The sequence below is a fragment of the Microbacterium sp. KSW4-4 genome (assembly GCF_023091185.1).
GTDB classification, from domain to species: domain Bacteria; phylum Actinomycetota; class Actinomycetes; order Actinomycetales; family Microbacteriaceae; genus Microbacterium; species Microbacterium paraoxydans.
Window position 1 is genome coordinate 995622 of record NZ_JAHWXJ010000002.1, and the last position, 25476, is coordinate 1021097.

Consider the following 25476-nt stretch of genomic DNA (forward strand, 5'->3'; position numbering starts at 1 on the left):
CGCCCACGAGGGTTCGCCGGCCGGGTCGACCTCAGACCCGCCCGAAGGCGCGGAGCGGATGCTCGATGAGCTCCACCACGCGGCGGAGGAATCCGGCCGCATACCCGCCGTCGCAGACCCGGTGGTCGAACACGAGCGAGAGCTGGACGATGCGACGCGGCACGATCGCCCCGTCCACGACCCAGGGGCGCTCGATGATCCGGCCGATGCCGAGGATCGCGACGTCGGGGTGGTTGATGATCGCCGCGGAGCCGTCGACGCCGAACCCGCCGTAGTTGTTGAGGGTGAAGGTCGATCCGCGGAGGCGCTCGGGCGGCAGCGTGCCGGTGCGCGCGGTGGCCGCGAGCTCGCGCAGGGCGACATCGAGGTCGGTGACCGTGAGCCGGTGCGCGTGCGGGACGACCGGGACGAGGAGGCCGCGTTCGGTGTCGGCCGCGACGCCGAGGTTCACGCCCTCGAACGAGATCAGCTCGGAGCCGTCGTCGCTGAGCCGGGAGGCGAGCACCGGGTAGTCCTCCAGTGCCAGCAGCACGAAGCGCGCGAGCAGCGCCGTGATCGACGGGGCCTTCGCGCCCTCGGGAGCCATCTGCCCGCGGAGATTCCAGAGCTCGGTGGCGTCGACGTCGACCCACACGGTGGCCTCGGGGATCTCCGAGCGGCTGCGGGCGAGCCGGGCGCTCACGGTGCGGCGCAGCGGGGACAGGCGCTCGCGACTGCGAACCGGGAGGCCGTCGATCTCGCCGGTGGGAGCGGTCGCGGAGGTCGGCGTCGGGGCCGCGGCGACGCCGTCCACCGCGTGGTCCACGGCGGCGCGCAGCACGTCGGCGCGCGTGATCGCCCCGTCCGCTCCGGTGGGGGAGATCGCGTGCACGTCGAGGCCCAGGTCGCGGGCGAGGCGCCGCACGAGCGGCGACCGCACGGCGACCGGCGCGGGTCGCGCGGGCTCGCGGGAGGCCGGTGCGGGCGACTCCGGAGCGGTCGCGGCGGGGGCCGCCGGTGCGGGCGCTGTCGAGGCGGGTGCCGGTGTGGGGCGTGGTGCCGCGGGGCGACGTCGCCGACCCGTCGCGGCGGACGCGGAGGTGCCGTATCCGATGAGGACGTTGCCCGACCCCGCACGCTCCTCCTGCCGGTACGCCTCGTGCTCGGGCTGCGCGGCGGGGGCCTGCCGCGCGGACGCGGTCTCCTCGCTGCCGGGGTCGGCGACCTCCAGCACCGGGGCGCCGACGTCGATGGTGTCGCCGGGCGTGCCGTGCAGCGCCGTCACGACACCCGCGAACGGCGAGGGCAGTTCGACGACGCTCTTCGCGGTCTCGACCTCGGCGATGGCCTGATCGGTCGCGATCGTGTCGCCGACGGCCACCAGCCACTGCACGAGGCCGGCCTCGGTGAGTCCTTCGCCGAGGTCGGGGAGGCGGAACACGCGGGTCGCGGTCTTCACCGGGGTGCTCATACGTCGTCCTCCCAGTGCAGCGTGTCGATCGCGTCGAGCACCCGATCGACGTCCGGCAGGTACCAGTGCTCGAACTTCGGCGGCGCGTACGGGGTATCGAACCCGGTCACCCGCCGCACGGGGGCTTCCAGGTACTCGAAGCAGCGCTCGAACACCCGGGCCTGGATCTCGGAGGCGACGCTGACGAATCCCGGGGCCTCGGCGATGACGACCGCGCGTCCCGTGGACCGCACCGCCGCGGTGACCGTCTCATCGTCGAAGGGGGAGAGGGAGCGCACGTCGACCACCTGCACGCTGCGCCCTTCGCCCGCGGCGACCTCCGCCGCCTCCAGCGCGAGCGGCACGGAGGCTCCGTACGCGAGGAGGGTCACGTCGGAGCCCTCCCTGGCGATGCGCGCCGCGCCGATCTCCGCCGTCACCGCGGTGTCGACCTCGCCCTTCGACCAGTAGAGCTTCTTGGGCTCGAGGAAGACCACCGGGTCCGGCGAGGCGATGGCTGCCCGGAGCAGCGAGTAGGCGTCCTGCGGGGTGGACGGGCTCACGACGGTGAGGCCGGGCGTGTGCGCGTAGTACGCCTCGGACGAGTCGCAGTGGTGCTCCACGCCCCCGATGCCGCCGCCGAACGGGATGCGGATCACGAGCGGCATGCGCATCCCGCCGCGGGTGCGGTTGCCGAGCTTCGCGACGTGGCTGACGATCTGCTCGAACGCGGGCAGGGCGAAGGCGTCGAACTGCATCTCGACGACGGGGCGCATCCCGTTCATCGCCATGCCGACGGCGGTGCCGATGATGCCGGACTCCGCGAGCGGGGTGTCGAAGCAGCGGTCCTCGCCGAAGCGGGCGGTGAGTCCGTCGGTGATGCGGAAGACGCCGCCCAGGGCTCCGACGTCCTCTCCGAACACGACCACGTCAGAGTCGGCGGCGAGGGCGTCGGCGAGAGCGCGGTTGAGAGCGGCGGCCATGGTCATGGTCGTCGTGGTGCCGGCGTCCGTCGCGACGGACGTCTCGTGCTCGGCGATGGTCATCGGGGGCCTCCGGTCGTCATCGTCTCGGCGGGGAGGGAACGGGCGATCTCGTCCCGGAGGAGCTGCCACTGCTCCTCACGCTGCGGCGAACGGGTCGCGGTCACGAAGCGGAAGAGGTCTTCCGGGTCGAGCTCCGCGTCGGTGTTCAGGGCGGTGCGCATGGCGGCGGCGATCTCCTCCGCGCCCGCGGCGAAGCGCGACTCTGCCTCGTCGTCCAGAGCGCCGGTCGCAGTGAGGTGCGCGCGCAGGCGGAGCAGCGGATCGCGGGCGAGCCAGGCCTGCACCTCCTCGCGTTCGCGGTAGCGGGTGTCGTCGTCGGCGTTGGTGTGCGCCTGCATGCGGTAGGTGTGCGCCTCGACGAGGGAGGGGCCGCCACCGGCGCGGGCGCGGTCCACGGCCTCCATGAGCACCGCGAGGACCGCGGCCACGTCGTTGCCGTCGACGCGCTGCCCCGGCATGCCGTAGCCGACCGCCTTGTGGGCGAGGGAGGGGGCGGCGGTCTGCCGGGAGAGGGGGACCGAGATCGCGAACTCGTTGTTCTGGACGAAGAACACGACGGGCACGTGGAACACCGCCGCGAAGTTCATCGCCTCGTGGAAGTCGCCCTCGCTCGTCGCGCCGTCGCCGCAGAGCGCGAGCACCACGGTGTCCTCGCCGCGGTGCTTCGCCGCCTGCGCGAAGCCGACCGCATGCAGGAGTTGAGTCGCCAGCGGGGTGGCCTGCGGGGCGACGCGGTGCGCGCGCACGTCGTAGCCCGAGTGCCAGTCACCCTTGAGGAGCACCATCGCCTCCGCAGGCGCGACGCCGCGGGCGATCACGGCGACCGAGTCGCGGTAGGTGGGGAAGAGCCAGTCGGTGTCGCCGAGTGCCATCGCCGCGGCCACCTGGCAGGCCTCCTGGCCGTGCGACGACGGGTAGACCGCGAGGCGGCCCTGGCGCACGAGCGCGCCGGCCTGATCGTTGATGCGACGGCCTTCGACGAGGCCGCGGTAGGCCGCGAGCAGGACGTCGGCGGCGGGGAGCGCGTAGGTCTCGTCGCGGACGGTGGTCCCGTCCTCGGCGATCAGTCGTACCGCGGTGTCTCGCGGGAGCATGTTGTGGGGGTGCATCCGTCCGCCTTCCTTGCCGAACTCGATGAGGACAGCATGCCGCGCGTGCGACACTCATCCAAGATCCGTCGAGGGATCGTGGACGATTGCTCGGGACATGCCACAATGGCTTCCGAAATGTCAGGATTTCCCGGACGCGAGAGGGGTGCCATGGCGGCGCTGGACGAGACGGATCGCGCGATCCTCGCGGAGCTGCGGCGGGATGCGCGGGCGTCCATGACCGCGATCGCCGAGGCGGTGCACATCTCCCGCGCGGGGGCGCATGCCCGCATCAAGCGCCTCACCGACGCCGGAGTGATCACGGGGTACACCGTGCGCACCGATCCCGTGCTGCTAGGGCATCATGCGAGCGCGTACGTGACGCTCGCGATCGAGCAGGCCACGTGGCAGGAGGTGAGCGCGCGGCTCCGGGCGATCCCGGAGATCGAGCACATGGCCCTCGTCGGCGGCGACTTCGACGTGCTGCTGCTCGTGCGCGCCAACGACGCCCGCGACCTGCGCCGCATCGTGCTGGAGGACATCCAGGCGATCCCGTCGATCCGCTCGACACGGACGATCCTGATCTTCGAGGATTTCGACCGGGCGTGACGGTCGTCTCCCGCGACGGGTTCGTTGGGGTGCGGCAGTGGTGTGGAGAGGTGATTGCGCGTCTCTTCGCGTGCAGGAGGAGTCCTTCGCGCGTACTGGAATATCGCTCTGAGCAGGGGTAATCCGGCCTCGCAATGTCGGTGGTCCTCTGTTGAATCGTCGTATGGAAAGCACCCCGGCAGCGGTTCTCGACGGCACGGTCGTCGCTCTCGACGCCGTGTTGCAGTCCGGCACCGTAGGCGCTCTCGATGCCGGGGCGATGATGGACCTGCTGCGGGTCGCGGGCGAGATCCAGCGACGCGTGGAGGCCGTGATCGTCGACGCGGTGGCGAGCGTCGATCCGCGTCCGGCGGGGTCCGGGGAACCGGCGTTCTGCGGACGGTTCGGCTGCCGCTCGATGAACGAGCTGCTGCAGCGTGTGCTCCGCACCGACGGCGCGTCCGCCGCGCGCCTGGTGAAGGCTGCGCGGTTGGTGCGACGCGAGGCCGATCTCTCCTCCGGGGAGTGGCTGCCGGCGCGGTGGCCGGCGCTGCGTGAAGCGCTCCTCGACGGGGCGATCGGCGTGACCGGGCTGCTGGCCGCGACCGGGCCGATCGAGCAGGCTGGCCCTCGCGTGCGCCTCGCCGACCGCTGGGAGGCCGACGCGTATCTCGCGGAGGTCGCTCGTGGCGAGGAGAGCGACGACGACGAGAACAGTTATGACGTCCAGAACACTGATGATGACGAGAACGAGCCCGGTCCGGCGCCGACGCCCGAGGATCTGCGGGTGCGGGCGCAGCTGATCGTGCAGTACCTCGACCCCGACGGCGCGGAGCCCGCGGAAGACATCGCGCTGCGAGCGCGGGGTGTGGTGCTGGGGCGCGCCAAGGACGGTGTGATCCCGGTCCGAGGAGCGCTGCTGCCCGAGGTCGCGGGGCAGCTGCAGCGGATCTGGGACGCGTACCTGAACCCGAAGGTCGACGGTCCGCCGCTTCCCGGCGTGCACTTCGTCCCGTCCGCGGAACTCGATGCCGAGCGGCGGGACACTGCGATGTCCCTGGACGATGACGTGCTCCCGGCCGGCGATCCCGGCGGGATGGTCGACGGGCGCACGCGGGCACAGAAGCAGCACGACGCGCTCGCGGCGGCCCTGGGGATCGCGGCCCGGCACGACGACATGCCACGGCTGGGCGGTGGGGCCCCGACACTCGTGGTCACGGTCGGCGCCGAGGACTATGCCACGGGGCGCGGCTGGGCGCGGGTCGAGGGCGTCGAGACGCCGGTGTCGACGCGGGTGGCCGCACACACGGCGTGCGGAGGGACGGTCCAGCGGGTCGTGCTGGGGGCAGGCGGGAGGATCGTCGGGCTCGGGTCGAGCGACCGGATCTTCACCCCGGCGCAGCGCCGGGCGATCGGCGTGCGGGACGGCGAGTGCCTCATCCCCGGGTGTCACGTCCCCGCCGCCTGGTGCGAGATCCACCACGTCACGGAGCACGCGCACGGGGGCCCGACGCACACCGACAACGGGGTCGCGCTGTGCTGGCATCACCACCGCACCCTGGACACCTCGGGGTGGCAGATCCGCATGCGCGGGGGAGTGCCGCAGGTGCGAGGGCCGGCGTGGTGGGATCCGCGGCGACGATGGCGCATGCCGCGCCCGGTGCTTCGCGGCTTCACGGACCGGACGGCGGCCGATTCGCTCACAGGGGCCCGATTCGCTCACGCGGGACCGGCGCGGGAGCGCATCCTTCGCGCGGGGACATCTCCGGCGCGCTCCGCGACAAGTGCGGCGGGAAGGGCCGACCGAGAATGAGAAGAAGACCGGCGTCCGCGCCGTGACCCGCTCGAAGGAGAGACACCGATGTCCGATTCCGCCGTTCCCGTAGCCGTCGACCACGGACCAGCCGATTCCGCGGCCTCCGCCGCTGCGGCGCTGCTCGACCGCATCCAGGCCCCGCAGGGCGAGGGGCGCGAGATCCCCGACGCCGCGACGCGGGAGGTCATCGGACGCGCGCCCGTGGCCACGGTCTCCGACCTCGACGACGCCATCGCCCGCGCGAAGGCCGCGCAGCCCGCGTGGGAGGCGCTCGGACACGAGAAGCGGAGCGCGCTCCTCCTCGCCGCGGCCGACGCCATCGACGCGAACGCCGAAGGGCTCGCCTACCTCCTGTCGCGGGAGCAGGGGAAGCCGCTGAACGGCCCCAACGCGCGGTTCGAGCTCGGCGCCTGCTCGGCCTGGCTGCGCACCAACGCCACCACCGTCCTGGAGCCGCAGGTCCTCGTCGACGACGAGACGCTGCACGCCGAGCTCGTGTACAAAGCGGCCGGCGTGGTCGGCGCCATCGGGCCGTGGAACTGGCCGCTCATGATCACCATTTGGCAGATCGGGCCGTCGCTGCGCATGGGCAACACGGTCGTCGCGAAGCCCAGCGAGTACACCCCGCTGAGCGTCCTGGCGATGCTCGCCGTGATGAACGACGTGCTGCCCGCCGACGTCCTCATCGGCGTGTCCGGCGACCGCGAGGTGGGTGCGCGCCTCTCCTCGCACCCCGACATCGCCAAGATCATGTTCACCGGCTCCACCGCGACCGGGCGCCGCATCATCGAGAGCTCCGCGGGCAACCTCGCCCGCCTCACGCTCGAACTGGGCGGCAACGACGCGGGCATCGTGCTCCCCGGCACGGACCCGTCCGCGATCGCGGAAGACCTCTTCTGGGGGGCGTTCATCAACACCGGACAGACCTGCGCCGCCATGAAGCGCCTCTACGTGCACGACTCCGTGTACGACGAGGTCGTGGACGCGCTCGCCGCCATCGCCGCGCAGGTGCCGATGGGCAACGGGCTCGACGAGGGCAACGTGCTCGGGCCGCTGCAGAACCGCCCGCAGTTCGACATCGTCAGTCGCCTCGTCGACGATGCGCGGAGCCGCGGCGCCCGGATCGTCACCGGTGGAGAGCCGGCCGCCGACCTCGGCGAGCTGTTCTACCGGCCCACCATCGTCGCCGACATCGACAACGACGCGGCGCTCGTGCAGGAGGAGCAGTTCGGTCCCGCGCTCCCCGTCATCCGGTACAGCGACGTCGACGAGGCCTTCGCGCTCGCGAACGCCCTCGACGTGGGTCTCGGCGCCTCGGTGTGGGCGAGCGACCCGGAGGAGGCCCGCGCCGTCGCAGCGCGCATGCAGTCCGGCACGGTGTGGATCAACTCGCACGGCGGGCTGCACCCGATGGTGCCGTTCGGCGGCGTGAAGAGCTCGGGCTACGGGCTGGAGTTCGGCGTCGAGGGGCTCAAGTCCGTCGCCGTGACCCAGGTCGTCTCCGGACCCGGCCGGAAGGCGTGAGCGTGACCGCGGCGAACAACGGTGCGGTGCGCTCCGCGATCGTCGTCGGGGCCGGTACGTCGGGCGCCATCGTCGCGCGGCGTCTCACCGACGCCGGTGTCGCGGTGACGCTCGTCGAGGCGGGCGGCTACGACACGAACCCGGCCATCCACGACCCCTCGCGGGCGGGCGAGCTGTGGCACTCCGCCGAGGACTGGGACTTCTTCACTGTGCCGCAGCCGCACGCGGCCGGTCGTCGGCTGCATCTTCCTCGCGGCAAGGTCACCGGTGGGTCGCACGCGCTGAACGCCATGATCTGGGTGCGCGGCGCGGCCTCCGACTACGACGCGTGGGAGGCGGCCGGCGCGACCGGATGGGGCTGGGCCGAGGTCGAGCCGATCTACGACGCGATCGAGAACGACCTGCTGCCCGTGACCGATGACTACGCGCTCGCGCCCATCCAGGCCTCGATCATCGACGCCGCCGTGGAGGAGGGGCTGCCGCGCAACCCGAACTACAACGGGGGCACGCTCGACGGGGTCTCCCAGGAGCAGGTCACGATCAAGGACGGACGGCGCGTCAACACCTGGACCGTGTACGCGCAGCCCGTCGCCGACCGGATGACGATCCTCACCGGCCGCGCGGTCCACTCCGTGATCGTGCGCGATGGTCGTGCGGTCGGTATCCGGCTGGGGGAGGGCGACGAGACCGAGGAGGTGTTCGCGGACGAGGTCATCCTCTCGGCGGGCGCACTCGGCACTCCTGTCATCCTGCTCCGCTCGGGCATCGGTCCCGCCGACGAGCTGAGTGCGCTCGGCATTCCCGTCGTGCTCGACGCCCCCGCTGTGGGCAAGAACCTGCACGACCACCTCCTGTCGCCGGTCGTCTTCGCGACCGAGAAGAAGCCCGTCGGCCCGCCGCAGCCGGGGGTCTCCGTCACGCAGAGCCACCTGTTCTGGCGCAGCCGCGACGGCCTCGCGCAGCCGGACACGCAGCCCATCCACTTCTCCGTCCCGATGTGGGGAGAGCTCGAGCCGAAGGGCACCGACGGGTTCACGCTCATGGCGGGCCTGGTGACGCCGTACAGCCGCGGCGAGCTGCTCCTCACCGGTCCCGGCCTCGACGATCTGCCGCACATCGACCTGGCGGCGCTGGAGGATCAACGAGACGCCGACGCCCTCGCGGCCTCGGTGCGCCAGTGCCGCCGGATCGGCACGCAGCCCGCGCTCGCCGAGGAGTGGGGAGCGGTCGAGGTCTACCCCGGGCCGGACGTGGCGGACGACGACGTGGAGGAGTGGGTGCGCCGCACCGCCATCACCTATCACCACCAGGTCGGCACCTGTCGCATGGGCTCCGACCCGGAGTCGGTGGTCGATCCGCAGCTCCGGGTGCGCGGGATCGAGGGGCTCCGGGTGATCGACGCCTCGGTCATGCCGACCGTGCCCACCGGCAACACCAACGCGCCCGCGGCCATGATCGGCGAACGCGGCGCGCGGTTCCTCCTCGCGGACTGAGGGAGGGCGGCGAGGGGAGGCGGGGCGGTCACGGCATCTGTCGTGATCGCCCCGCGCTCCTGGGTGTCAGTGCGTGAGCAGCGTCACCGCCACGAGCACGAGGGCGACGAGACCGAACCCGGTCGCGAACACCGTCAGCGCGAGCGGGAGTGCGCCGCCCGGCAGCGGCCCGCGCGCCCGCGCGGTGAGTACCGCGGTCGTCCGACGCTGCCGACGGCGAGCGGCGATCCAGAGCAGCGCCGCCGTGCCGACGCCCAGCACGCCCGGCACGAGGCCCCACCCCTCGGCGCCGCTCGGCAGCACGAGAGGAAAGACCCGCAGCGACAGCAGCGAGCCGACCGCGATCGCGAGGGCCGTGCGCCGCCAGGCCAGTTCCGTGCGCTCCGGCTGCAGCCCGGGGTCGTATAGATCGGGCGCCGAGGTGTCGGGCACCGGGGTCTCGGGGGCGGTCATCGGCAGGCCTCGCTCAGCGCCACAGCACCCCGGCGAGGACGAGCAGCCCCGTCGTCACGACGACCACCGCGAGCACCACCGCCGACAGCGCGCCGGGCAGCGGTCGTCCCTGCCGGAGGGCGCGTTCGGCCCGCATCCACTCGAACCAGGCGAGCGGCGCCACGGCCGTGCCGGCGATCATCAGCAGCAGCGAGGCGGCCAGCCGGAACCCGGGGTGCAGGTCGAGGCCGAGGACCTCGAGCGCGACGCCACCCGCGATCAGCGCCAGGCCGGTTCGGGTCCACGCCAGGAACGTGCGCTCGTTGGCGAGGGAGAACCGGGGATCGGGCTCGTCCCCGACCCGGTAGACGGAGGCGGGGAAGCGGCGCATGCGCCCATCGTACGGCGCGGCGCGCTCAGCGCTCGTGCACCGCGCGCCCGGCGAACCATGTCGAGACGACCTCGGTGTGCACGATCTCCTCCGCCGGTCCGCCGATCGCATCCCGTTCCAGGATCACGAAGTCGGCCGACTTGCCGGGGGTCAGGGAACCGGTCTCCGCGCCGAGTCCCATCGCCGTCGCGGCGTTGATCGTGAAGACCTCCAGCGCTTCCTCGGCCGAGATCGCCTGCTCCGGCCACAGCGTGCCGGGGGCGCGGCCGAGCGGATCGGCCCGCGTCACGAGCCCCTGCAAGCCCTCGAGCGTGTTCGGCGACTCGCTCACCGGCCAGTCCGAGCCGCCGGCCACGAGGGCCCCGGCGTCGAGGAGCGCGCGGTTGGGCTGCGAGTGCTCGGCACGCTCTCCCAGCACGTCCGCCAGCGCCTGGGGGATGACGCCCGGGTACCAGATGAACGGGGAGATGTCGGCGGAGACGTCCAGCGCCGCGAGTCGGGGGATGTCGCTCTCCGCGAGGAACTGCCCATGCGCGATCTGCACCGGCGTCGTGAATCCGTCCGCGCGCAGGCGCTCGGCGGCGTCCAGCACGAGGCGTGCCGACCCGTCGCCGGTGCAGTGCACCTTGGCCCCGAGACCGCGCGCCGCGACGGCCCGGAGCCAGTCGGTGAGCTCGTCGAGGGTCATGGTCGTCTCGCCGTGGAAGTGCGCGCCGTGCACCGGATCCGCCGGATACGGGTCGAGGAAGGAGGCGGTGCGGGCGGGCGGCACGCCGTCGAGGAAGATCTTCACGAAGTCCGGGCGATGGTGCGGGGTGCGGAATTCCTCGCCCCGGTCGAGCAGGGGCGCGCCGATGGGGTCGAACCCGAAGATCTCGTCGTTGATGAGGAGCGAGGAGACCACCCAGGCGTGCAGCTCGTCGGCGCGGTCGAGTCCGGCGAGCGCGGCGAGGATGTCGACGGAGACCCCCGCGTCTTGGAACGCCGTGATCCCGAACGAGTTCAGCAGCTCGATCCCGCGACGGGAGGCGGCCGCGTGCTGCTCCGCGGTGAGTCCGCCGCTGCGGTCGTACGCCTCCTGCACCGGGATGCCGGCGGCTTCCAGGAGCACGCCGGTGGGGGTGCCGTCGTCGGGGTCGAGCACCGTCACCCCGGAGGTCGGGATGCTGTCCGCCGTGATGCCGGCCAGCTCCAGGGCCCGGGTGCTGGCCCAGCGGTTGTGGCGGGAGTCCTCCATGAGCGCCACCGGCCGTCCGCCCGCTGCCTCGTCGAGACGCAATCGCGTGGCGGTGTTGGCGAGGGTGGGAAGCAGGGTCGTGGCCACGGCGCCGCCGACGATCCACGCGTCCTCCGGCAGCGCCTGCGCCTTCTCCCGCACCCGGTCGAGGATCTCGTCGACCGTGAGGGAGGGGGCGAGCGACAGTTCGAAGAGCTCGGTCCGTCCGGCGAGCGCGTGGTGGTTGTGCACGTCGACGAACCCGGGGTAGACCGCCGCGTCGCCGACCTCGACCAGCCGCGTGCGGCGGCCGCGGAACGCCTCCACGTCGGCGCGGTCGCCGACGGCGAGGATCCGTCCGTCTCGTACGGCGAAGGCCTCGGCACGCGGACGGGCGCGGTCCGACGTGCGGATCACGGAACCGGTGACGATGAGGTCGGCGACGTCGGTCATGTCAGGCGTCTCCGAAGGTCGCGGGCTCGAGCGACGGGGTGTGGTGGGTGGTCGACAGCAGGCGGCCGTGTGCGCCGAACGTGAAGTGCGTGGGCACCTCACCGCTCTCGTCCAGTCCGAACAGCACGCCGTGGGAGCGGATCGCGTTCACGTCGCGGTGGTCGGCGATCGTGACCGAGGCGCACGGGATCACCTTCTCGCGCCACGCGAAGACGTAGATCCCGGGGCGCACCTCCCACACGCTGTTCTCGTCGGTGTCGGCGAGCCCGCGCTCGGGACCGGCCAGGCACTGCCACGAGTACCAGCGCGGGGAGAGGTACACGTGCTCGTAGGCGTGCTCCTCGCTGTAGACCCACTCCACCCGACGGCCGATGAGTGTGGTCGTGGGGGCGGCCTCGGCGCCGGTGACGTCGGCGCCCTCGATGGTGCCGGGGGCGAAGTGGTGCTGCACGCGGGTGCGGCCCTGCTCGGGCGCGGGGAGGATCTCGGAGATCACCGCGAGGGAGCGTCCGTGCCGCAGGTCGAGGACGAGCGAGACGGCCTCGTTCGGGAGGTAGCGGTGGTGGAACTGCACGAAGTAGAGCTCGTCGTCGACCTCGAACGCCTCGTAGTCGTCGGTGTCGGACGCGGCCTCCGTGGGGTCCTCGGCGCCGGGCTGGTACTCCCAGGCGACCGTCGAGTCGTCGAAGCGGTGGACGATGCGCGTGCCGCGGTCGTCGACGACGGCGATCTCCCGACCGCTCAGGGCGGTGCTGTGCGTGGCCTTGTTGGCGTCGAAGCCGGGGGCGAGTCCTTCCAGCGGCAGCCAGGTGGAGGTGTCGGCGGGGTTGAGGGTCGTCATGGGATTTCCTTCCTTCGGAGAACGGGGTCGGCGCGGGCGTCAGCGGTCGCTGAACCGCTCCAGGTCGGTCGCGAGACCGTCGTAGACGGCGGGCTTCGCACGGCGGAGGTAGGCGGCGTAGGCGATGCCGCCGATCAGGGCGAGCACGAGCAGGAGCGGCATCAGACGGATCGCGAGCTCCTCGGAGCCGGCGACGATGTTGAAGTTCACGATCGCCAGGATCGAGATGGCCGCGATGCCGAGGAAGCCGATGCCCGGAGCGATGAACGTGCTCCACCACCGAGGGTCGTTCCGGCGCCGGAAGTACACGACGATCGAGATCGCCGCGAGTCCTTGCAGGATCAGCACGCTGAGGGTGCCGAAGCCGAGCATCGCGGGCACGAGCGTGACGATGGGATCGGCACCGGCGAGGGCGAACAGGATCGCCACGATCGCCGCGAAGCCGGCCTGCACGATGCCCGCGAGCTGCGGGGCGCCGTTCGGGCGGGTGCGGGCGAGGGCCTGCGGGAGGATCTTCGCGCGTCCCAGCGAGTACAGGTAGCGGGTGGCGGAGTTGTGGAACGCGAGCATCGCCGCGAACAGGCTCACCAGGAGCAGCACCATCATCACGGTCGTGAGCGGGCCGCCCAGGTACTGCTGCGAGAGCGAGAAGATGAGGTCGCCCGTGGGCAGGTGCTCCAGCGCGGTGGCCTGCGCCTGTGCGACGCCGGTCGCGCTCACCACGGCCCAGGTCGTGACGCCGAGGATCACGCCGATCGCGATGATCGAGGTGTAGGTCGCCCGCGGGATGGTGCGCAGCGGCTGCTTGGCCTCCTCGCTGAAGAGCGCGGTGGCCTCGAACCCGAGGAAGCCGGTCGCGGCGAGGAGCAGGCCGATGGGCAGCGAGCCGGAGAACACGGCCTCCGGGCTGAACGCCGCCACGTCGTAGCCGGTCTGCACGAGCACGGAGACGTCGAACACGACGAGCATGAGCACCTCGAGCACGAGGCACACGCCGAGGACCTTCGAGCTGAAGTCGACGCCGATCCGGGCGAGAACGAAGCAGATGACGATCGACAGCAGGCCCCAGACGAGCCAGTGCACGTCCAGACCGGTGAGGTCGCGGATGATCGTCTGCATGAAGAAGCCGCTGGTGCCGATCGTGCCGACGACGAAGAAGTTGTAGCCGAGCGTCGCGATGAGGCCCGCGACGAGTCCGCCGGTGCGGCCGAGGCCCTTCACGACGAAGGCGTAGAAGCCTCCGGCGTTCACCAGCTGCTTCGACATCTGGGCGTAGCCGATCGCGAACAGCAGCAGGATGGCCGCGACGAGGAAGAACGACATCGGGGTGCCGCCGCCGTTGCCCAGCGCGATGGCGAGCGAGGCGACGACGACGATCCCGGTCAGCGGCGCGACGGCGGCCAGGACGAGGAAGACGATGCCGGCGACGCCGAGGGCGCCGGGGCGGAGGGAGGTGTGGTGCGGCGTCGTGGGTGCGGAGGTCTGCTCTGCCACGTCGGCTCCTTTGCTCGGGTGACGGCCGTGTGGACACGGCATCGACGACGAGGGGAATCGTCGATAGAGCGAGTCTGCTCGCCGCCCCGTTCCGACGCTTGACCGTGAGCGAAGGACGATGGTGCCACCGCGCACACCCCGGCGTCGAGCGTGCGGGCCCTCCGCCCCGCGGAGCAGGATGACCGGGACGACACCGCTGTCTCGTCGGCGCCGCGCGGCGCCGGGCCGCGGTCGGAGGATGCGATGGACCTGCAGCTCGACGGCACGACGGCCCTCGTCACGGGGGCTGCCTCCGGCATCGGTCGTGCCGTCGCCCGGGCGCTCGCCGCCGAGGGGGTGCGGGTCGCGCTGCTCGACCGGGACGCCGCCGCGCTCCGGGACGCGGCGGGGGAGGCCGGCATCGATCCGGTGCTGCTCGCCGCCGACGTCACGGACGAACAGCAGGTGGCCGCCGCCGTCGACGCCGGTGTCCGCGCGCTGGGCGGTCTCGACGCGGTGGTCTGCTGTGCCGGGATCTCCGGCCCGGTCGGGACGCCGATCGAGGAGACCCCCCTGGAGGCGTGGAACCGCGTCCTCGCCGTGAACGTCACCGGCGCGTTCCTCGTGCTCAAGCACGCGATGCCGGCGCTCCGGGAGTCCGCCGCCGGATCCGTCGTGCTGCTCGCGAGCGACTCGGCTGTCGTGGCCACCCCGGGCATGGCCCCCTACGCCGCCTCGAAGGCCGCGCTCGTCCAGTTCGGGCGGGCGCTGTCGGTCGACCTCGCGGGTACCGGGGTGCGGGTGAACGCGGTGTCACCGTCCATCGTCGACACGCCGATGAGCCGGGGCGACCTCGGCGCCGCGGCGTTCGACGAGCCCGCCTTCCCCGTGCAGAGCGCCGACGAGGTCGCCGCGCACGTCGCCTACCTCCTCTCCCCGCGGAGCCGGGCGGTCAACGGCACCACCCTCCTCAGCGACTTCGGGTACACCGCCCGGTCGGGATTCCCCGCCTGACGCGCCCGCGTCCGGCCCCACCGCGCACGCGCGCAGAACACACAGGAGCACACATGGCAACCGTGGTCGGATCGAGCGTCTCCGGACGCGTCGTCGTCATCACCGGAGGCGGCACGGGCATCGGCGCGGCGGTCGCGGAACGTTTCGCGGCCGAAGGGGCGCACGTCGTCGTGGTGGGTCGCCGGCCGGAGCCGTTGCACGAGGTCGAGCGGGCCGTCGGGGCGCTGCCGATCGTCGCGGATGCGGCGGACACCGCGTCGGCGCAGGCCGCGATCGCCGAGATCCTCGCGCGGTTCGGCCGCATCGACGTCCTCGTCGCGAACGCCGGAGGACACGGGTTCTCCCCGGTCGCCGAGACCGACGACGCGAGCTGGGACGCCGCGATCCGTGCCAACCTCACGACCGCGTTCGTGATGGCGCGGGAAGCGCTGCCGGCGCTGATCGAGGCCAAGGGGCAGGTGGTGATCGTCTCCTCGCTGGCCGGGCTCTTCGCGGGGCCGTCGGTGGCCGGATACACGGTCGGCAAGCACGCCCTCATCGGCCTCACCCGGACGCTCGCGCGCGACTACGGGCGCCACGGCGTGCGCGTCAACGCGATCTGCCCCGGGTGGGTGCAGACGCCGATGGCCGACGAGGAGATGGACGAGTTCGCGGCGCACGCCGGTCTCGGCTCCCGGGAGGAGGGCTACGCGACGGTCACCGCCGACGTGCCGCTGCGCCGCCCGGCGCGGCCCGCTGAGATCGCCTCCGTCGTGCGGTTCCTCGGGTCGGGGGAGTCGTCCTACATCACCGGCGCCGTGATCGTGGCGGACGGCGGGTCGCACGTGGTCGACGTGCCGACCATCGCCTTCGACCACGCCGGGATGTAGCGCCGGGTCAGGGGCGGTGGCCGTCGCCCCGAGATCAGTTGATCCGGAGCTCGAAGCCGTCGTCGGTCGGGACCACGGCGACGTGCGTGAGGTCGTCGACGTGTGCGGTCGGGGCGTGGGCTCCCGCGTGCGGACCGATGCCGATCACGCGCATGCCCGCGGCGTGGGCGGCCTGGATGCCGGCGCCGGAGTCCTCGAACACGACGCAGTCCGCGGGGTCGATGCCGAGCGTGCGGGCGGCGAGGAGGAAGCCCTCCGGATCGGGCTTCGAGGCGGAGACGTTCTCCGCCGTGACGGCGAGCTCGGGGACCGTGAGCCCGGCCTGGCCCATCCGCGCGGTCATGAGCGCGACGTTGGCCGAGGTGACCACCGCGTGCGGGAACGGCTCCAGCGCGGCGAGCAGGTCCTCGGCGCCCGGGATGCCGATCACACCGTCCACGTCGGAGGCCTCGGTCGCGAGCATGACCTCGTTCTCACGGAGGTTGATGGCGTGGTCGCGCTCGGGGAGCAGGATCGCCATGCTCTGGTGACCCTGGCGCCCGTGGACGGTGCGCAGGACGGTCTCGGGGTCGATCCCGTGCGGCTCCGCCCAGGCGAGCCAGAGGCGCTCCACGACGGCGGTCGAGTCGACGAGGGTCCCGTCCATGTCGAGGAGGGCGGCGCGGGCGTGGAGGATCTCGGTCACTCCCTCAGGCTAACCCTCACGCCGCCGACCCACCCCCTTTCGCGCGCCCCGGCCCCTTGCGAACGCGCGCAAGGGGCCGGGATGAACGCAACGGGGTGGGTCGACGGGGAATCAGCCCCCGAGGTAGGCGCGGTGGAGGAGGGCGGGGTCGTCTTGGAGGGCCTGCGGCGCGCCCTGGAAGGACACACGGCCGCCGGCGACGACGACCGCCTCCTGCGCGAGACCGAGGGCGAGCTGCGTGAACTGCTCCACCAGCAGCACCGCCACCCCGGACTCCGCGATCGACGACACGATCGGCATCAGGCGCAGGAACACCACCGGCGCGAGGCCCAGGGACATCTCGTCGATGAGCAGCACCCGGGGCTTCGCTGCGAACGCCCGTGCCAGCACCACCATCTGCTGCTCCCCACCCGACAGCAGTGCCGTGGGGGAGTCGATGCGCTTCTCCAGCTCCGGGAACTGCGCCAGCACGGCCTCGATCTCCCCGGCGGTGCGCGCCGTGAGGGAGAGGTTCTCGCGCACGGTCAGCGACGGGAACACGGCCCGCCCCTGCTCGATGTGCACGATGCCGCGCCGGGCCCGCGCCACGCGGGAGAGCCGGTCGATCGGATCCCCGTCCAGCAGGATCGACCCGGACGAGTGCGGCGTCACGCCGGACACCGCCTCGATCAGGCTCGTCTTGCCCGCCCCGTTGGGGCCGACCAGGGCCAGGACCTCGCCGCCGGCGACCCGCAGCGAGACGTCCGAGATGACCGGCCCGGCGCCGCGGCTCACCGTGACGCCGTCGAGCACCAGTGCGCTCATTTCAGCAGCTCCGTCTCTCCCATGTACGCCTTGACGACGTCGGGGTTCGCGAGGACCTCCGCCTGCGGGCCGCTCGCCAGGACGCGGCCGAAGTCGAGGACCGTGAGGGTCGGGCACACCGAGCGGACGAGGTCCAGGTCGTGCTCGATGATGATGAGGGCCACGCCGTAGCGCCCGGGGAGCTCGCGCAGGCGAGCCGCGAGTGCCAGATGCTCCTCGTGCGAGAGGCCGGCGGCGGGCTCGTCGAGGATGAGCAGTCGCGGGCGGGCGGCGACGTTCGCCGCGACCTCCACGAGCCGCCGGGTGCCGACGTCGACGCTCGAGAGGCGCGCCCGGGCGGGCGGGCACCCGAAGAACGCGAGGACCTCGTCGATGTCCGCCGCGGCGAGCCGCCGTCTGGCCACGAAGCGCACGTAGCCGCCCACGGTCAGCGCCGGAGGGACGCGGTCCTGCTGGAAGGTCCGTCGCAGTCCGAGTCGCGCACGCCGGGTGGGGGAGAGCCCGGCGAGGTCGCGGTCGCCGAGGAGCACGCGGCCCTCGTGCTGGGGGAGGAAGCCGCTGATGGCGTCGACGAAGGTCGACTTCCCGGCGCCGTTCGGACCGATGAGTCCCATGATCGAGGCGGCGGGCACCGTGAACGAGACGTCGTCGAGGGCCTTGAGCGCCCCGAACTGCACGGTCAGACCGTCGACCGTGAGCACCGGGGCGCCGTCGAGGGCGGCCTCGTCGACGGTGGCCGTCGTGGTCGTGGTGATCGCCGCCGCATCGGTTCCCGCGTCCGGCGGGAGCGCCGTGAGCTTCGCGCTGGCCGTGCGCCGGTCGGCCCGTCGGTACAGGAGGTTGCGGATGCCCTGGCCGAGGTTCGTGCCGCTCGTGAGCGCCTGCACTCCCAGCACGCCGAACACGACGAAGCCCCAGTCCTGCGGCACGCCCCACCGCTTGAGCAGCTCCGGCACGAGCACCCAGAGCAGTCCGCCGAAGATGGCCATGTCGATGAGGTGCGCGCCGGACATGATCGCCAGCACGTACAGGGCGAGGGACTGCAGCGGCGTGAAGCTCGAGGCGAAGGGGAGCTGCACCTGTCCGGCGAGCAGCCCGCCGGAGATGCCGCCGAGGGCCGCCGACACCGCGAACGCCGTGAGCTTCGCGGTGCGCACGCTCTGCCCGGCCGCGGCCGTGCCCCGCTCGGAGAACGCGACGGCCTTCCAGCTCGCGCCCCACCGGCCGCGCTGCAGGAAGAACACCGCCAGGCCGCAGACGGCGAGCACGACGATGGAGAGGAAGAAGAACTCCCGGTCGCTCCCGAACAGTGCCGGGCGCTCGATCGCGATGCCGTCCGCGGAGCCGGGGAACTGGATCTGCACGAGCGTGACGTCGGCCGCCGCGGCGAAGCCGAGCGTCACCACCGCGAGGTTCACCCCGCGCAGCCGCAGGGCGGGGAGCCCGACGAGAATGCCCACGAGACCGGCCGCGACGCCACCGAGCACGAGCCAGACGAGGAAGCCGCCCGGCGCCTGCATCACGTTCAGCAGCGAGACGATCCACGCGCCGACCGCGGCGAACGTGAGCTGGCAGAGGGCGATCATGCCGGCCGAGCCGGTGACGATGCCGAGTCCGAGGATCGCGATCGCGGCCGTGACGGCGCTGATCGCGAGGAAGACGAAGTAGCCGGGAAGGGCGGCGCTGAGGAGCGCACCCACGCCGATGCCGACCAGGGCGACGGCGAACGGCCAGGTGATCCGGAACCAGGGGCGGTCAGCGAGCGGCATCCCACACCTCCTTGCGTTGCGTCCACAGCAGCAGGACGACGATGAACAGGAACGGCAGGAAGTTGCGCACGAGCGCCACTTCGTCGATCTGCGCGACGAGTCCGCCGAGGACGCCGAGGAGCAGGCCGCCGACGACGGCGAGGTCGAGCCGGCGGAAGCCGCCGAGGAGCGCGGCCGCCGCGGCGGGGACGATGAGCATGGACAGGCTCGTGGCATCGTTCGACTGCGAGGGTGCGACGATGATGATCGCGATGGCGCTGATGATCCCGGTGACGAACCAGACGGCGATCGACAGCGGCCGGGAGCGGATGCCGAGCAGCTCCGCTGTGGTCGGCCGCTCCGACAGCGCGCGCAGCTGGGTGCCGACCCGGGTACGGCGCAGCACGATGCGGACGGCGACGGCGGTGACGACGGCCATCGCCACCGTCGCGACGGTGACCTGGCTGATCACCACGCCGCCGAAGGAGAACGCGGGGCCGGCGATGATCGGGGTGAACGGCTGCGGCTTGTTGCCGAACAGGATGAACGACAGCGAGATGAGCAGCAGGAGCGGGCCGACCGTCATGGCCGAGCGGGTCGTCGTCGAGGCCTCCGACAGCCAGGTCGCGGCGATGAACCCGATCGCCGCGGCGAGTAGGCCCGCGACGAGGACCCCGAGGATCGAGCCCAGCCAGATGGGCAGCCCGATCTCACGGACGAACCACACGGCGGTGAAGGCCCCGAACATGCCGGTCGCGGCCTGGGCGAAGTTCACCACGCGCACGAGGCGCGACATGAGGGTGAGGCAGACGCCGAGGACGGCGTAGAGGCCGCCGGCGGCGAGACCGGCGATGGCGCCTTGGAGCATCAGGCGTCCTTTCTGGTGAGGGGGAGGGCCCTTCGACAGGCTCAGGGACCGAGGGTGGGTCGCTGAGCCTGTCGAAGCGCAGGGACCCGGGGTGGGTCGCTGAGCCTGTCGAAGCGCGGGACTATTCGCCGATCCGGAGCCAGTCGTCGGCGACCTTCTCCCAGGCGTTCGTGCCCGACTTCAGGATGATCGGCCAGCCCGCGGTGTTCTGCGTGCCGAAGGCGTAGGGCGTGCCCACCATCGGGTTCTCGATCGGGTCCATGCCCTTCAGTGCCTCGGAGACGCTCTCCCGGGTGATGTCGCCGTCGATGCTCTTCAGCACCTCGATGAAGTACGTCGCCGCGAGGTAGCCGCCCTGGCTGAACGAGGTGAGGGGGATGTCGTTCTCCTCCATCAGCGCCCGCCAGTCCGCGTTGATGTCGCTGTCGTCCGTGAACGGGTAGAACTCGGCGGGGACGTAGATGCCGGCGCCCGCGTCGTCGATCGCGTCGGCGAAGTTCTCGCTGTAGACGCTCGTGAGGTAGAGCCAGGTCACGTCGTCCCAGCCCTGCGCGTTCGCGGCCTTGACCTGTCCGATCGCGTCGGGCTCGACGGGGTTGATCGCGAGGGCCTTGCAGCCCTGGTCGCGCGCCTTGACGATGTAGGGCGTGTAGTCGGAGGCGCCGTACGGCACGGTGTCGTCGACGTACTTCGGCTCCTTGCCCGTGATCTCGGTCCACTTGTCGATCGCGGCCTGGTAGGTCGGACGGGTCGAGCCGGCGATCTCCAGCAGGATGCAGATGTCGTCGAGTCCGAGCACCTCGGAGCCGTACTGCAGCGTGAGGGTCATGTCGTTGAACGGGCCGACGTTCGCCGGCGAGATGTTCTCGCTGTCGAAGCAGCCCGTGTCGACGCCGATGCCGGGCACCGAGAGGATGCCCTCCTGCTCGTAGTACTTCGCGTTGATCTCGCACTCGATGAGGCTCGCGGAGCCCACGAGTGCGACGGCTTCGTCGCTGCCAACGATCTCCCGCGCCGAGGCGGTGGCCGTGGCGGGGTCGCCCTTGTCGTCGAGCATCTTGTACTCGATCTTCCGGCCGTCCAGGCCGCCATCCTCGTTGAACGCGTCGAAGACGGCGGCGGCCGCCTGCGACGCTTCCGGGAACGTCGCCGGGCCGCTGATCGTGTTCACGGAGCCGACGACGATGGGGGCGCCGTCGCCCCCGGCTCCGTCGCCACCGGCGCAGCCGGCGAGAGCGAGGGCGGCCACGGCGATGACCGCCGCGGTGCCGGATGCTCGTCTGTTCATGTGCTTCTGCCTCTCCTGTTCGGGTCGTGCTGTCAGCTCGAAGGCTGGGTGTCGGTGCTCGTCGACGGCGCGCGCAGGGCGCGGTTCACGAGCTCCGTGTCGGTGAACTGCTCGAAGGCGACGATCTCGCCGCCCGCCACGCGCCAGACGTGGGCCACCCGGGCGGCGAAGAACCGCCCGGTGCGCTTGTAGGTGCCGGAGTAGGTGCCGATGCCGACCACGACGTCGCCGCCGTCGACGACCTCGTCGATCGCGACGGTGTAGTCGTCCCACTCCTCCTGGATGCGGCCGAAGACGTTCTCGGCGACAGCGTCCGGGCCGATGTAGGTCCCGGCGTAAGGGAACCCGGCGGCCTCCGTCCACTCGATGTCGGCGGCGAAGGGGGCGAGCATGCCGTCCAGGTCGCCCCGGTCGTTCGCGGCGTAGTGCTCGCGGATCAGGTCTGCGTTGCTCATGTGCTCTCTTTCGTTCCGGGGCCCTGAGCCTGTCGAGGGTGGGTCCCTGAGCCTGTCGAGGGTGGGTCCCTGAGCCTGTCGAAGGTGGGTCCCTGAGCCTGTCGAAGGTGGGTCCCTGAGCCTGTCGAAGGGTCAGACGGGCTGCGCGTCGGGGTAGGCGACGGCGCCCAGGGGGTAGATGTGTCCGCCGGCGCGGGAGTGCTCGGACTCGCCGTCGCCGTTGAGTCCGAGGAAGATCCCCGTCGTCATGAGCTGGTAGCCGAGGTCGTGGAGCCAGACGCTCGCCACCGCGATGCGGAACTCGCGGAAGCAGAACAGATAGAGGCCGTCCGCGAACTTCCACACCGTGGAGAGGTCCATGTCGCCGTGACCGCGCTGGACGCCCTCGAGGCACTGCCACGCGTAGCGCTGGCTGGACACGTAGACGTGCTCGTACAGGTGGTGGGGGCTGTAGCGGTAGATGTTCCGCTTGCCGATGAGGTCGCGGCTCGGACCGGGGACCTCTCCGGTGGCGGGGCCGGCGTCGGTGGTCGCGGCCCAGAAGTCCTGTCCGACCTGCGGGGTGCCCTCGACGGCCTCCGCCGCGATGCGGGAGCGGATGACGGTGGCGCGGTGGGTCGTGGTGGAGAACACGACGGTGAGGGCTTCACGCTCGCGGGTCTCGAAGGGGATGTTCACGAAGACGACGTCGTCGCGCACGCGGACCGCGTCATACGGGTCGCGTCCCGAGGAGCTCAGTCCCTCCCAGGTCACGGAGTCCTCGTCGAAGCGGAGCGCGAGCGTGGTGTCGTCGTCGAGGGTGAGCATGAGCGCGGTTCCGGCGAGCGTCGTGTTCGGCAGGCGGAACGTGTCGATGCCCGCGGCGAACTCGTCGTACGTGCGCCATTCGTCCAGAGCGGGGTCGGTGGAGATGTCGGTCATGAGGGTCCTGACGTCGCACACGGCGGGGCCTCGTCGCCCCGGGCACCGCGTCGTCGCGATGCGCTTGCCTCATGCTCCGGCCGGCCCGGGGGAGCCCTCAAGCGCGCGGAGTCCATCCCGCGCCGAGAGTCAACCGGCGTGCCCTCCCGGGCAAGCCCGCCCCCGCGGATGCCCCGTACCGGTCCCGTCCCCGCGGCAGCCCCGCCTTCCGGTCACGTCCGCGGATCCGCCCCCGGCCCTCCGTGCGGGATCAGAAGCGCCCCTGCCGGACGCGTTTGGGGTGCGTTCCTGATCCCGCACGTGCGTCCCGCCTGCGGCCGCCCCGGCGCGGGACGGAAAACGCCCCTCCCGGACGCGTGTGCGGCCCGTTCCTGATCCCGCACGCGGGGGTCAGCCGTGTCCTCTGGCGCGCGGGAGTCGCGCCCTTCCGCGCACGGCGTGCCTTTCATCGGAGCGGGATCGAAAACGTCCCTGCCGGACGCGGGTGGAGTGCGTTCCTGATCCCGCACCGGCGTCCCGCGTGCGGCCGCCCCGGTGCGGGACGGGAAACGCCCCTGCCGGACGCGTATGAGGCCCGTTCCTGATCCCGCACCCGAACGCGGTGTACCTCTGGTGCACGGGAGTCGTGTTCTTCCGTGCAGGGCGTGCCGCTCGTCGGTGCGGGGTCGAAACTGCACCTGCCAAGGGCGTCTGGGGTGCGTTCTTGATCCCGCGCGCGGGGCGGGGGACGGTGCGGGATAAGGAACGTGCGCGGGGCGGGCGCTGGCGGGGCGGTTTTGATCCCGCGCGCGACGGGGACGACGGGCAGAACGGGGAATCAGTGGGTGGCGCGGTACTCGCTGGGGGAGACGCCGAAGGCGGTCTTGAACGCACGGCTGAAATGCGCGGCGTCGACGAAGCCCCAGCGGGCGGCGATCGCGGCGACGGGGCGGTCGGCGAGCATCGGGTCGAGGAGGTCGCGACGGCACTGCTCCAGGCGGCGGGTGCGGATCCACGTCGACACGGTCACCCCCTGTTCCTGGAACAGTCCGTGCAGGTGGCGGGTGGAGATGAAGTGCGCCGCGGCGATGGAGGCCGGACCGAGGTCCGTGGAGGCGAGGTTGCGGTCGATATGCGCACGGATCCGCTGCATGAGGGCGTGGTGCGGGTCGGCGGAGGCCTGGTCGAGACCGAGCTCCCGCGTGAACACGGTGGTCACGAGGTCGAGGGCGCTGTGCGCGAGCCGGGCTCCCGTCGTGCCGGCGAGCTCGTCGAGGTTGCCGGCGAGCTGCGTCAGGTACGGCACGACCATGCCGCCCAGCCCCTCCTGCCCGGAGATGCGGACGGCCGTGAGCTGCCCGATCATGTCCGCGGGCAGGCTGATGAGGTGCTTCGGGAACATGACCACCATGGTGCGGAAGTCCTGATCGAAGACGAGGGAGTACGGCCGATCGGTGTCGTAGACGGCGAGGTCGCCCGGCTGCAGCACGGCCTCGCGGTCGTCCTGGATGAGCAGCCCGGTCCCGGCGAGCATCAGGCTCACCTTGAAGTACGAGCGGTCGCCGCGGGCGATGAGCTCGGTCGTGCGTTCGACGACGTGCGAGGTCGCGCGGATGTCGTTGACGTGGACCTCGTCGACGGCAGCGCCCCGGATCACGCCGCGGAACTGGTCGGCGCCCGCGGAGGACACCTGCAGGGGCACGAAGGACTCGGAGACGGCGGCGCGGAACTCGCTGATGTTGCGCGCGACCAGGGTCGACACCGATTCGGCGGGGGTGGTGAGGGCACCGTTCATGACTGATCACCTCGGGCTGGTGGGAACGACGACGTTGTATACGATCCGTTCCGCGATGCTACCACCGGCGACGGCCGCGCGGGGTGCCGTCTAGGATGTGGTCCGTGAACGGCGGGGTGATGTCGACGGTGGGGCAGCGGATCCGGCACGTGCTCCGTCAGGTGCGTGGACCCGCCACCTCAGACGCGGTGTTCGAAGCGACGGCGCTGATCGTCGGCGCGGCGTTCCTCCTGGTGGGATTCCTCGTGGCCCTGCCGGTGTTCTGGGGGCACCAGCTCTCGATCAGCGGCACCGGCTCGATCGGCATGTTCGCGGCGTACGGCGGTGCGATCGCGGCCGCGCTCGCCTTCGCCCTGGGGCGCCTCGCCGTGCGGGCTCCGGAGGTCGACCCCTCGGTCGCGAGGGACGGATTCGCCGTCCCCGGCGACCGGCTCCGCTGGTATGACCTCGCCGCCATCGCCTTCGCGCACGCCGCCATCGCCTACCTCGGCTGGCTCGGCATCGCGCAGCTGCTGGAGCAGAGCTTCGTCGACGCCCCGGTCTTCCCGTTCCCCGGGGCGATCCTCGTCGCGGTGGCCTTCGCGCTCACGGGCTACGTCGCCTTCCTCAGCGCCGTCGCTCTGACGCCGACCGTGCTGTCGCTGGTCCTGGCGGTGTTCCTCGTCGTCGGGGCGTTCGCGGCGATGCTGGCGTCGAGCGACGTGCACTGGTGGCGCGACAACCTGTCGGCGCTGGGCATGAGCAGCAACAGCGCCTCGGTGGCCTTCAACGTGACCCTCATCATCGCGGGGATCATGGTGACGACCATCTCCCGCTATGCGACCGCGGGGCTGCCCGTCGACGACCCGGTCGACCGCCGCGGCCGGACGATCGTGCGCGGGGGCCTCATCCTCATGGGGATCTTCCTCGCGTGCGTGGGCATCTTCCCGGTCGACGAGTTCTTCGGCCTGCACAACACGGTCGCGACGGGCATGGCGGTGGTGTTCGCGGTGATCGTCGTCGGCCTGCCGTGGTTCGTGCGCAGCATCCCGCGGGTGTTCGTGGGGCTCGGCTGGGCGTACGTGCTGGTCATCGTGCTGCTGGGGGCGTTCTTCGCGGTCGGCTACTACAACCTCACGGCGGTCGAGCTCATCGCGGCCGTGCTGATCTTCAGCTGGATCATCGTGTTCCTGCGCACCGCCGGCACGATGGGACCCTCCGCGACGCGCGCGGATGCCCGTGCCACCCCGGAGTCGGCGCTCGACTGACGGGGCGAGGCGT

At 71.9% G+C, this 25476-nt stretch carries 23 protein-coding genes; 7 read left to right on the forward strand and 16 right to left on the reverse strand.

Annotation, left to right across the window (positions count from 1 at the left end):
• Positions 1–31 precede the first annotated feature (31 nt).
• Genes KZC57_RS14340 through KZC57_RS14350 form a run of 3 tightly spaced genes read right to left on the reverse strand, consistent with a single transcriptional unit; the run spans position 32 to position 3584 of the window.
• Complete coding sequence (locus tag KZC57_RS14340; protein ID WP_247642036.1) at positions 32–1450, reverse strand: dihydrolipoamide acetyltransferase family protein; 1419 nt, start codon at positions 1448–1450, stop codon at positions 32–34.
• Positions 1447–2475 carry an alpha-ketoacid dehydrogenase subunit beta gene (locus tag KZC57_RS14345; RefSeq protein WP_247642037.1) on the reverse strand — a complete coding sequence of 343 codons (1029 nt, stop codon included), beginning with the start codon at positions 2473–2475 and terminating at the stop codon, positions 1447–1449. The genes KZC57_RS14340 and KZC57_RS14345 overlap by 4 nt, the downstream gene beginning before the upstream one ends.
• Positions 2472–3584 (reverse strand): thiamine pyrophosphate-dependent enzyme, encoded by a 1113-nt coding sequence (locus KZC57_RS14350; RefSeq protein WP_247642038.1) that lies wholly within the window; start codon positions 3582–3584, stop codon positions 2472–2474. Before KZC57_RS14350 ends, KZC57_RS14345 begins: the two co-directional genes overlap by 4 nt.
• A 150-nt stretch (positions 3585–3734) precedes the next feature.
• Here KZC57_RS14350 and KZC57_RS14355 point away from each other — a divergent pair, with 150 nt between their 5' ends.
• The 4 genes from KZC57_RS14355 (at position 3735) to KZC57_RS14370 (ending at position 8984) form a co-directional block, all read left to right on the forward strand.
• On the forward strand, positions 3735–4172 hold the full coding sequence (locus KZC57_RS14355; RefSeq protein ID WP_071327392.1) for an Lrp/AsnC family transcriptional regulator: 438 nt from the start codon (positions 3735–3737) through the stop codon (positions 4170–4172).
• A gap of 163 nt (positions 4173–4335) precedes the next feature.
• Complete coding sequence (locus KZC57_RS14360) at positions 4336–5964, forward strand: HNH endonuclease signature motif containing protein (protein WP_247642039.1); 1629 nt, start codon at positions 4336–4338, stop codon at positions 5962–5964.
• Positions 5965–6012: 48 nt separating this feature from the next.
• Positions 6013–7491 (forward strand): aldehyde dehydrogenase family protein, encoded by a 1479-nt coding sequence (locus KZC57_RS14365; RefSeq protein ID WP_234024218.1) that lies wholly within the window; start codon positions 6013–6015, stop codon positions 7489–7491.
• Between the two features lie 2 nt (positions 7492–7493).
• Positions 7494–8984, forward strand: coding sequence for an FAD-dependent oxidoreductase (locus tag KZC57_RS14370; protein WP_247642040.1), 1491 nt, complete (start codon positions 7494–7496; stop codon positions 8982–8984).
• A 66-nt stretch (positions 8985–9050) separates the two neighbouring features.
• Here KZC57_RS14370 and KZC57_RS14375 read toward each other — a convergent pair whose 3' ends face one another.
• From KZC57_RS14375 to KZC57_RS14395, 5 genes are read right to left on the reverse strand one after another with little or no spacing between them, the layout of a single operon-like run.
• On the reverse strand, positions 9051–9437 hold the full coding sequence (locus tag KZC57_RS14375; RefSeq protein WP_144880773.1) for a DUF202 domain-containing protein: 387 nt from the start codon (positions 9435–9437) through the stop codon (positions 9051–9053).
• A gap of 13 nt (positions 9438–9450) precedes the next feature.
• Positions 9451–9807, reverse strand: coding sequence for a YidH family protein (locus tag KZC57_RS14380; protein ID WP_025103854.1), 357 nt, complete (start codon positions 9805–9807; stop codon positions 9451–9453).
• Between the two features lie 25 nt (positions 9808–9832).
• Positions 9833–11476 (reverse strand): amidohydrolase, encoded by a 1644-nt coding sequence (locus tag KZC57_RS14385; RefSeq protein WP_247642041.1) that lies wholly within the window; start codon positions 11474–11476, stop codon positions 9833–9835.
• Between the two features lies 1 nt (position 11477).
• Entirely contained in the window at positions 11478–12317 is an 840-nt protein-coding gene (locus tag KZC57_RS14390) for a molybdenum cofactor biosynthesis F family protein (RefSeq protein WP_247642042.1), read from the reverse strand.
• A 39-nt stretch (positions 12318–12356) separates the two neighbouring features.
• On the reverse strand, positions 12357–13811 hold the full coding sequence (locus KZC57_RS14395; protein WP_247642043.1) for an APC family permease: 1455 nt from the start codon (positions 13809–13811) through the stop codon (positions 12357–12359).
• Between the two features lie 243 nt (positions 13812–14054).
• Here KZC57_RS14395 and KZC57_RS14400 point away from each other — a divergent pair, with 243 nt between their 5' ends.
• Complete coding sequence (locus KZC57_RS14400; RefSeq protein WP_247642044.1) at positions 14055–14804, forward strand: SDR family NAD(P)-dependent oxidoreductase; 750 nt, start codon at positions 14055–14057, stop codon at positions 14802–14804.
• 53 nt (positions 14805–14857) lie between these two features.
• Positions 14858–15673, forward strand: a complete 816-nt coding sequence (locus KZC57_RS14405) for an SDR family NAD(P)-dependent oxidoreductase (RefSeq protein WP_060922471.1) — start codon at positions 14858–14860, stop codon at positions 15671–15673.
• Positions 15674–15707: 34 nt separating this feature from the next.
• Here the strand turns inward: KZC57_RS14405 and KZC57_RS14410 are convergent, their stop codons facing one another.
• From KZC57_RS14410 to KZC57_RS14445, 8 genes are all read right to left on the reverse strand, one after another.
• Entirely contained in the window at positions 15708–16358 is a 651-nt protein-coding gene (locus tag KZC57_RS14410; RefSeq protein ID WP_082750076.1) for an HAD-IA family hydrolase, read from the reverse strand.
• Between the two features lie 111 nt (positions 16359–16469).
• Complete coding sequence (locus KZC57_RS14415; protein ID WP_071327384.1) at positions 16470–17162, reverse strand: ABC transporter ATP-binding protein; 693 nt, start codon at positions 17160–17162, stop codon at positions 16470–16472.
• Positions 17159–18931 (reverse strand): ATP-binding cassette domain-containing protein, encoded by a 1773-nt coding sequence (locus tag KZC57_RS14420; protein ID WP_060922469.1) that lies wholly within the window; start codon positions 18929–18931, stop codon positions 17159–17161. Before KZC57_RS14420 ends, KZC57_RS14415 begins: the two co-directional genes overlap by 4 nt.
• A complete protein-coding gene (locus KZC57_RS14425; protein WP_101846949.1) occupies positions 18918–19778 on the reverse strand; it encodes a branched-chain amino acid ABC transporter permease in 861 nt (286 codons plus the stop codon). The genes KZC57_RS14420 and KZC57_RS14425 overlap by 14 nt, the downstream gene beginning before the upstream one ends.
• A gap of 121 nt (positions 19779–19899) precedes the next feature.
• The gene (locus KZC57_RS14430; protein WP_060922467.1) at positions 19900–21066 is read right to left on the reverse strand and encodes an ABC transporter substrate-binding protein; all 1167 of its coding nucleotides are present in this window, start codon (positions 21064–21066) and stop codon (positions 19900–19902) included.
• A gap of 32 nt (positions 21067–21098) precedes the next feature.
• Entirely contained in the window at positions 21099–21521 is a 423-nt protein-coding gene (locus KZC57_RS14435; RefSeq protein ID WP_025103867.1) for a nuclear transport factor 2 family protein, read from the reverse strand.
• Positions 21522–21653: 132 nt separating this feature from the next.
• Positions 21654–22442: a MoaF C-terminal domain-containing protein gene (locus KZC57_RS14440; protein WP_144880779.1), complete on the reverse strand. Its 789-nt coding sequence runs from the start codon at positions 22440–22442 to the stop codon at positions 21654–21656.
• Between the two features lie 817 nt (positions 22443–23259).
• A complete protein-coding gene (locus KZC57_RS14445) occupies positions 23260–24216 on the reverse strand; it encodes a helix-turn-helix domain-containing protein (RefSeq protein WP_247642045.1) in 957 nt (318 codons plus the stop codon).
• A gap of 104 nt (positions 24217–24320) precedes the next feature.
• Here KZC57_RS14445 and KZC57_RS14450 point away from each other — a divergent pair, with 104 nt between their 5' ends.
• The gene (locus KZC57_RS14450) at positions 24321–25463 is read left to right on the forward strand and encodes a DUF998 domain-containing protein (protein ID WP_247642046.1); all 1143 of its coding nucleotides are present in this window, start codon (positions 24321–24323) and stop codon (positions 25461–25463) included.
• The last annotated feature ends 13 nt before the right edge of the window (positions 25464–25476 follow it).

Excerpts from the sequence above, each read along its gene's own strand:
- KZC57_RS14360 (WP_247642039.1), top strand. The coding sequence starts at position 4,336 with ATGGAAAGCACCCCGGCAGCGGTTCTCGACGGCACGGTCGTCGCTCTC.
- KZC57_RS14350 (WP_247642038.1), bottom strand. The coding sequence starts at position 3,584 with ATGCACCCCCACAACATGCTCCCGCGAGACACCGCGGTACGACTGATC.
- KZC57_RS14445 (WP_247642045.1), bottom strand. The coding sequence starts at position 24,216 with ATGAACGGTGCCCTCACCACCCCCGCCGAATCGGTGTCGACCCTGGTC.
- KZC57_RS14340 (WP_247642036.1), bottom strand. The coding sequence starts at position 1,450 with ATGAGCACCCCGGTGAAGACCGCGACCCGCGTGTTCCGCCTCCCCGAC.
- KZC57_RS14355 (WP_071327392.1), top strand. The coding sequence starts at position 3,735 with ATGGCGGCGCTGGACGAGACGGATCGCGCGATCCTCGCGGAGCTGCGG.
- KZC57_RS14425 (WP_101846949.1), bottom strand. The coding sequence starts at position 19,778 with ATGCTCCAAGGCGCCATCGCCGGTCTCGCCGCCGGCGGCCTCTACGCC.
- KZC57_RS14385 (WP_247642041.1), bottom strand. The coding sequence starts at position 11,476 with ATGACCGACGTCGCCGACCTCATCGTCACCGGTTCCGTGATCCGCACG.
- KZC57_RS14405 (WP_060922471.1), top strand. The coding sequence starts at position 14,858 with ATGGCAACCGTGGTCGGATCGAGCGTCTCCGGACGCGTCGTCGTCATC.
- KZC57_RS14390 (WP_247642042.1), bottom strand. The coding sequence starts at position 12,317 with ATGACGACCCTCAACCCCGCCGACACCTCCACCTGGCTGCCGCTGGAA.
- KZC57_RS14430 (WP_060922467.1), bottom strand. The coding sequence starts at position 21,066 with ATGAACAGACGAGCATCCGGCACCGCGGCGGTCATCGCCGTGGCCGCC.
- KZC57_RS14420 (WP_060922469.1), bottom strand. The coding sequence starts at position 18,931 with ATGCCGCTCGCTGACCGCCCCTGGTTCCGGATCACCTGGCCGTTCGCC.
- KZC57_RS14345 (WP_247642037.1), bottom strand. The coding sequence starts at position 2,475 with ATGACCATCGCCGAGCACGAGACGTCCGTCGCGACGGACGCCGGCACC.
- KZC57_RS14415 (WP_071327384.1), bottom strand. The coding sequence starts at position 17,162 with ATGAGCGCACTGGTGCTCGACGGCGTCACGGTGAGCCGCGGCGCCGGG.
- KZC57_RS14440 (WP_144880779.1), bottom strand. The coding sequence starts at position 22,442 with ATGACCGACATCTCCACCGACCCCGCTCTGGACGAATGGCGCACGTAC.
- KZC57_RS14375 (WP_144880773.1), bottom strand. The coding sequence starts at position 9,437 with ATGACCGCCCCCGAGACCCCGGTGCCCGACACCTCGGCGCCCGATCTA.
- KZC57_RS14435 (WP_025103867.1), bottom strand. The coding sequence starts at position 21,521 with ATGAGCAACGCAGACCTGATCCGCGAGCACTACGCCGCGAACGACCGG.
- KZC57_RS14380 (WP_025103854.1), bottom strand. The coding sequence starts at position 9,807 with ATGCGCCGCTTCCCCGCCTCCGTCTACCGGGTCGGGGACGAGCCCGAT.
- KZC57_RS14365 (WP_234024218.1), top strand. The coding sequence starts at position 6,013 with ATGTCCGATTCCGCCGTTCCCGTAGCCGTCGACCACGGACCAGCCGAT.
- KZC57_RS14400 (WP_247642044.1), top strand. The coding sequence starts at position 14,055 with ATGGACCTGCAGCTCGACGGCACGACGGCCCTCGTCACGGGGGCTGCC.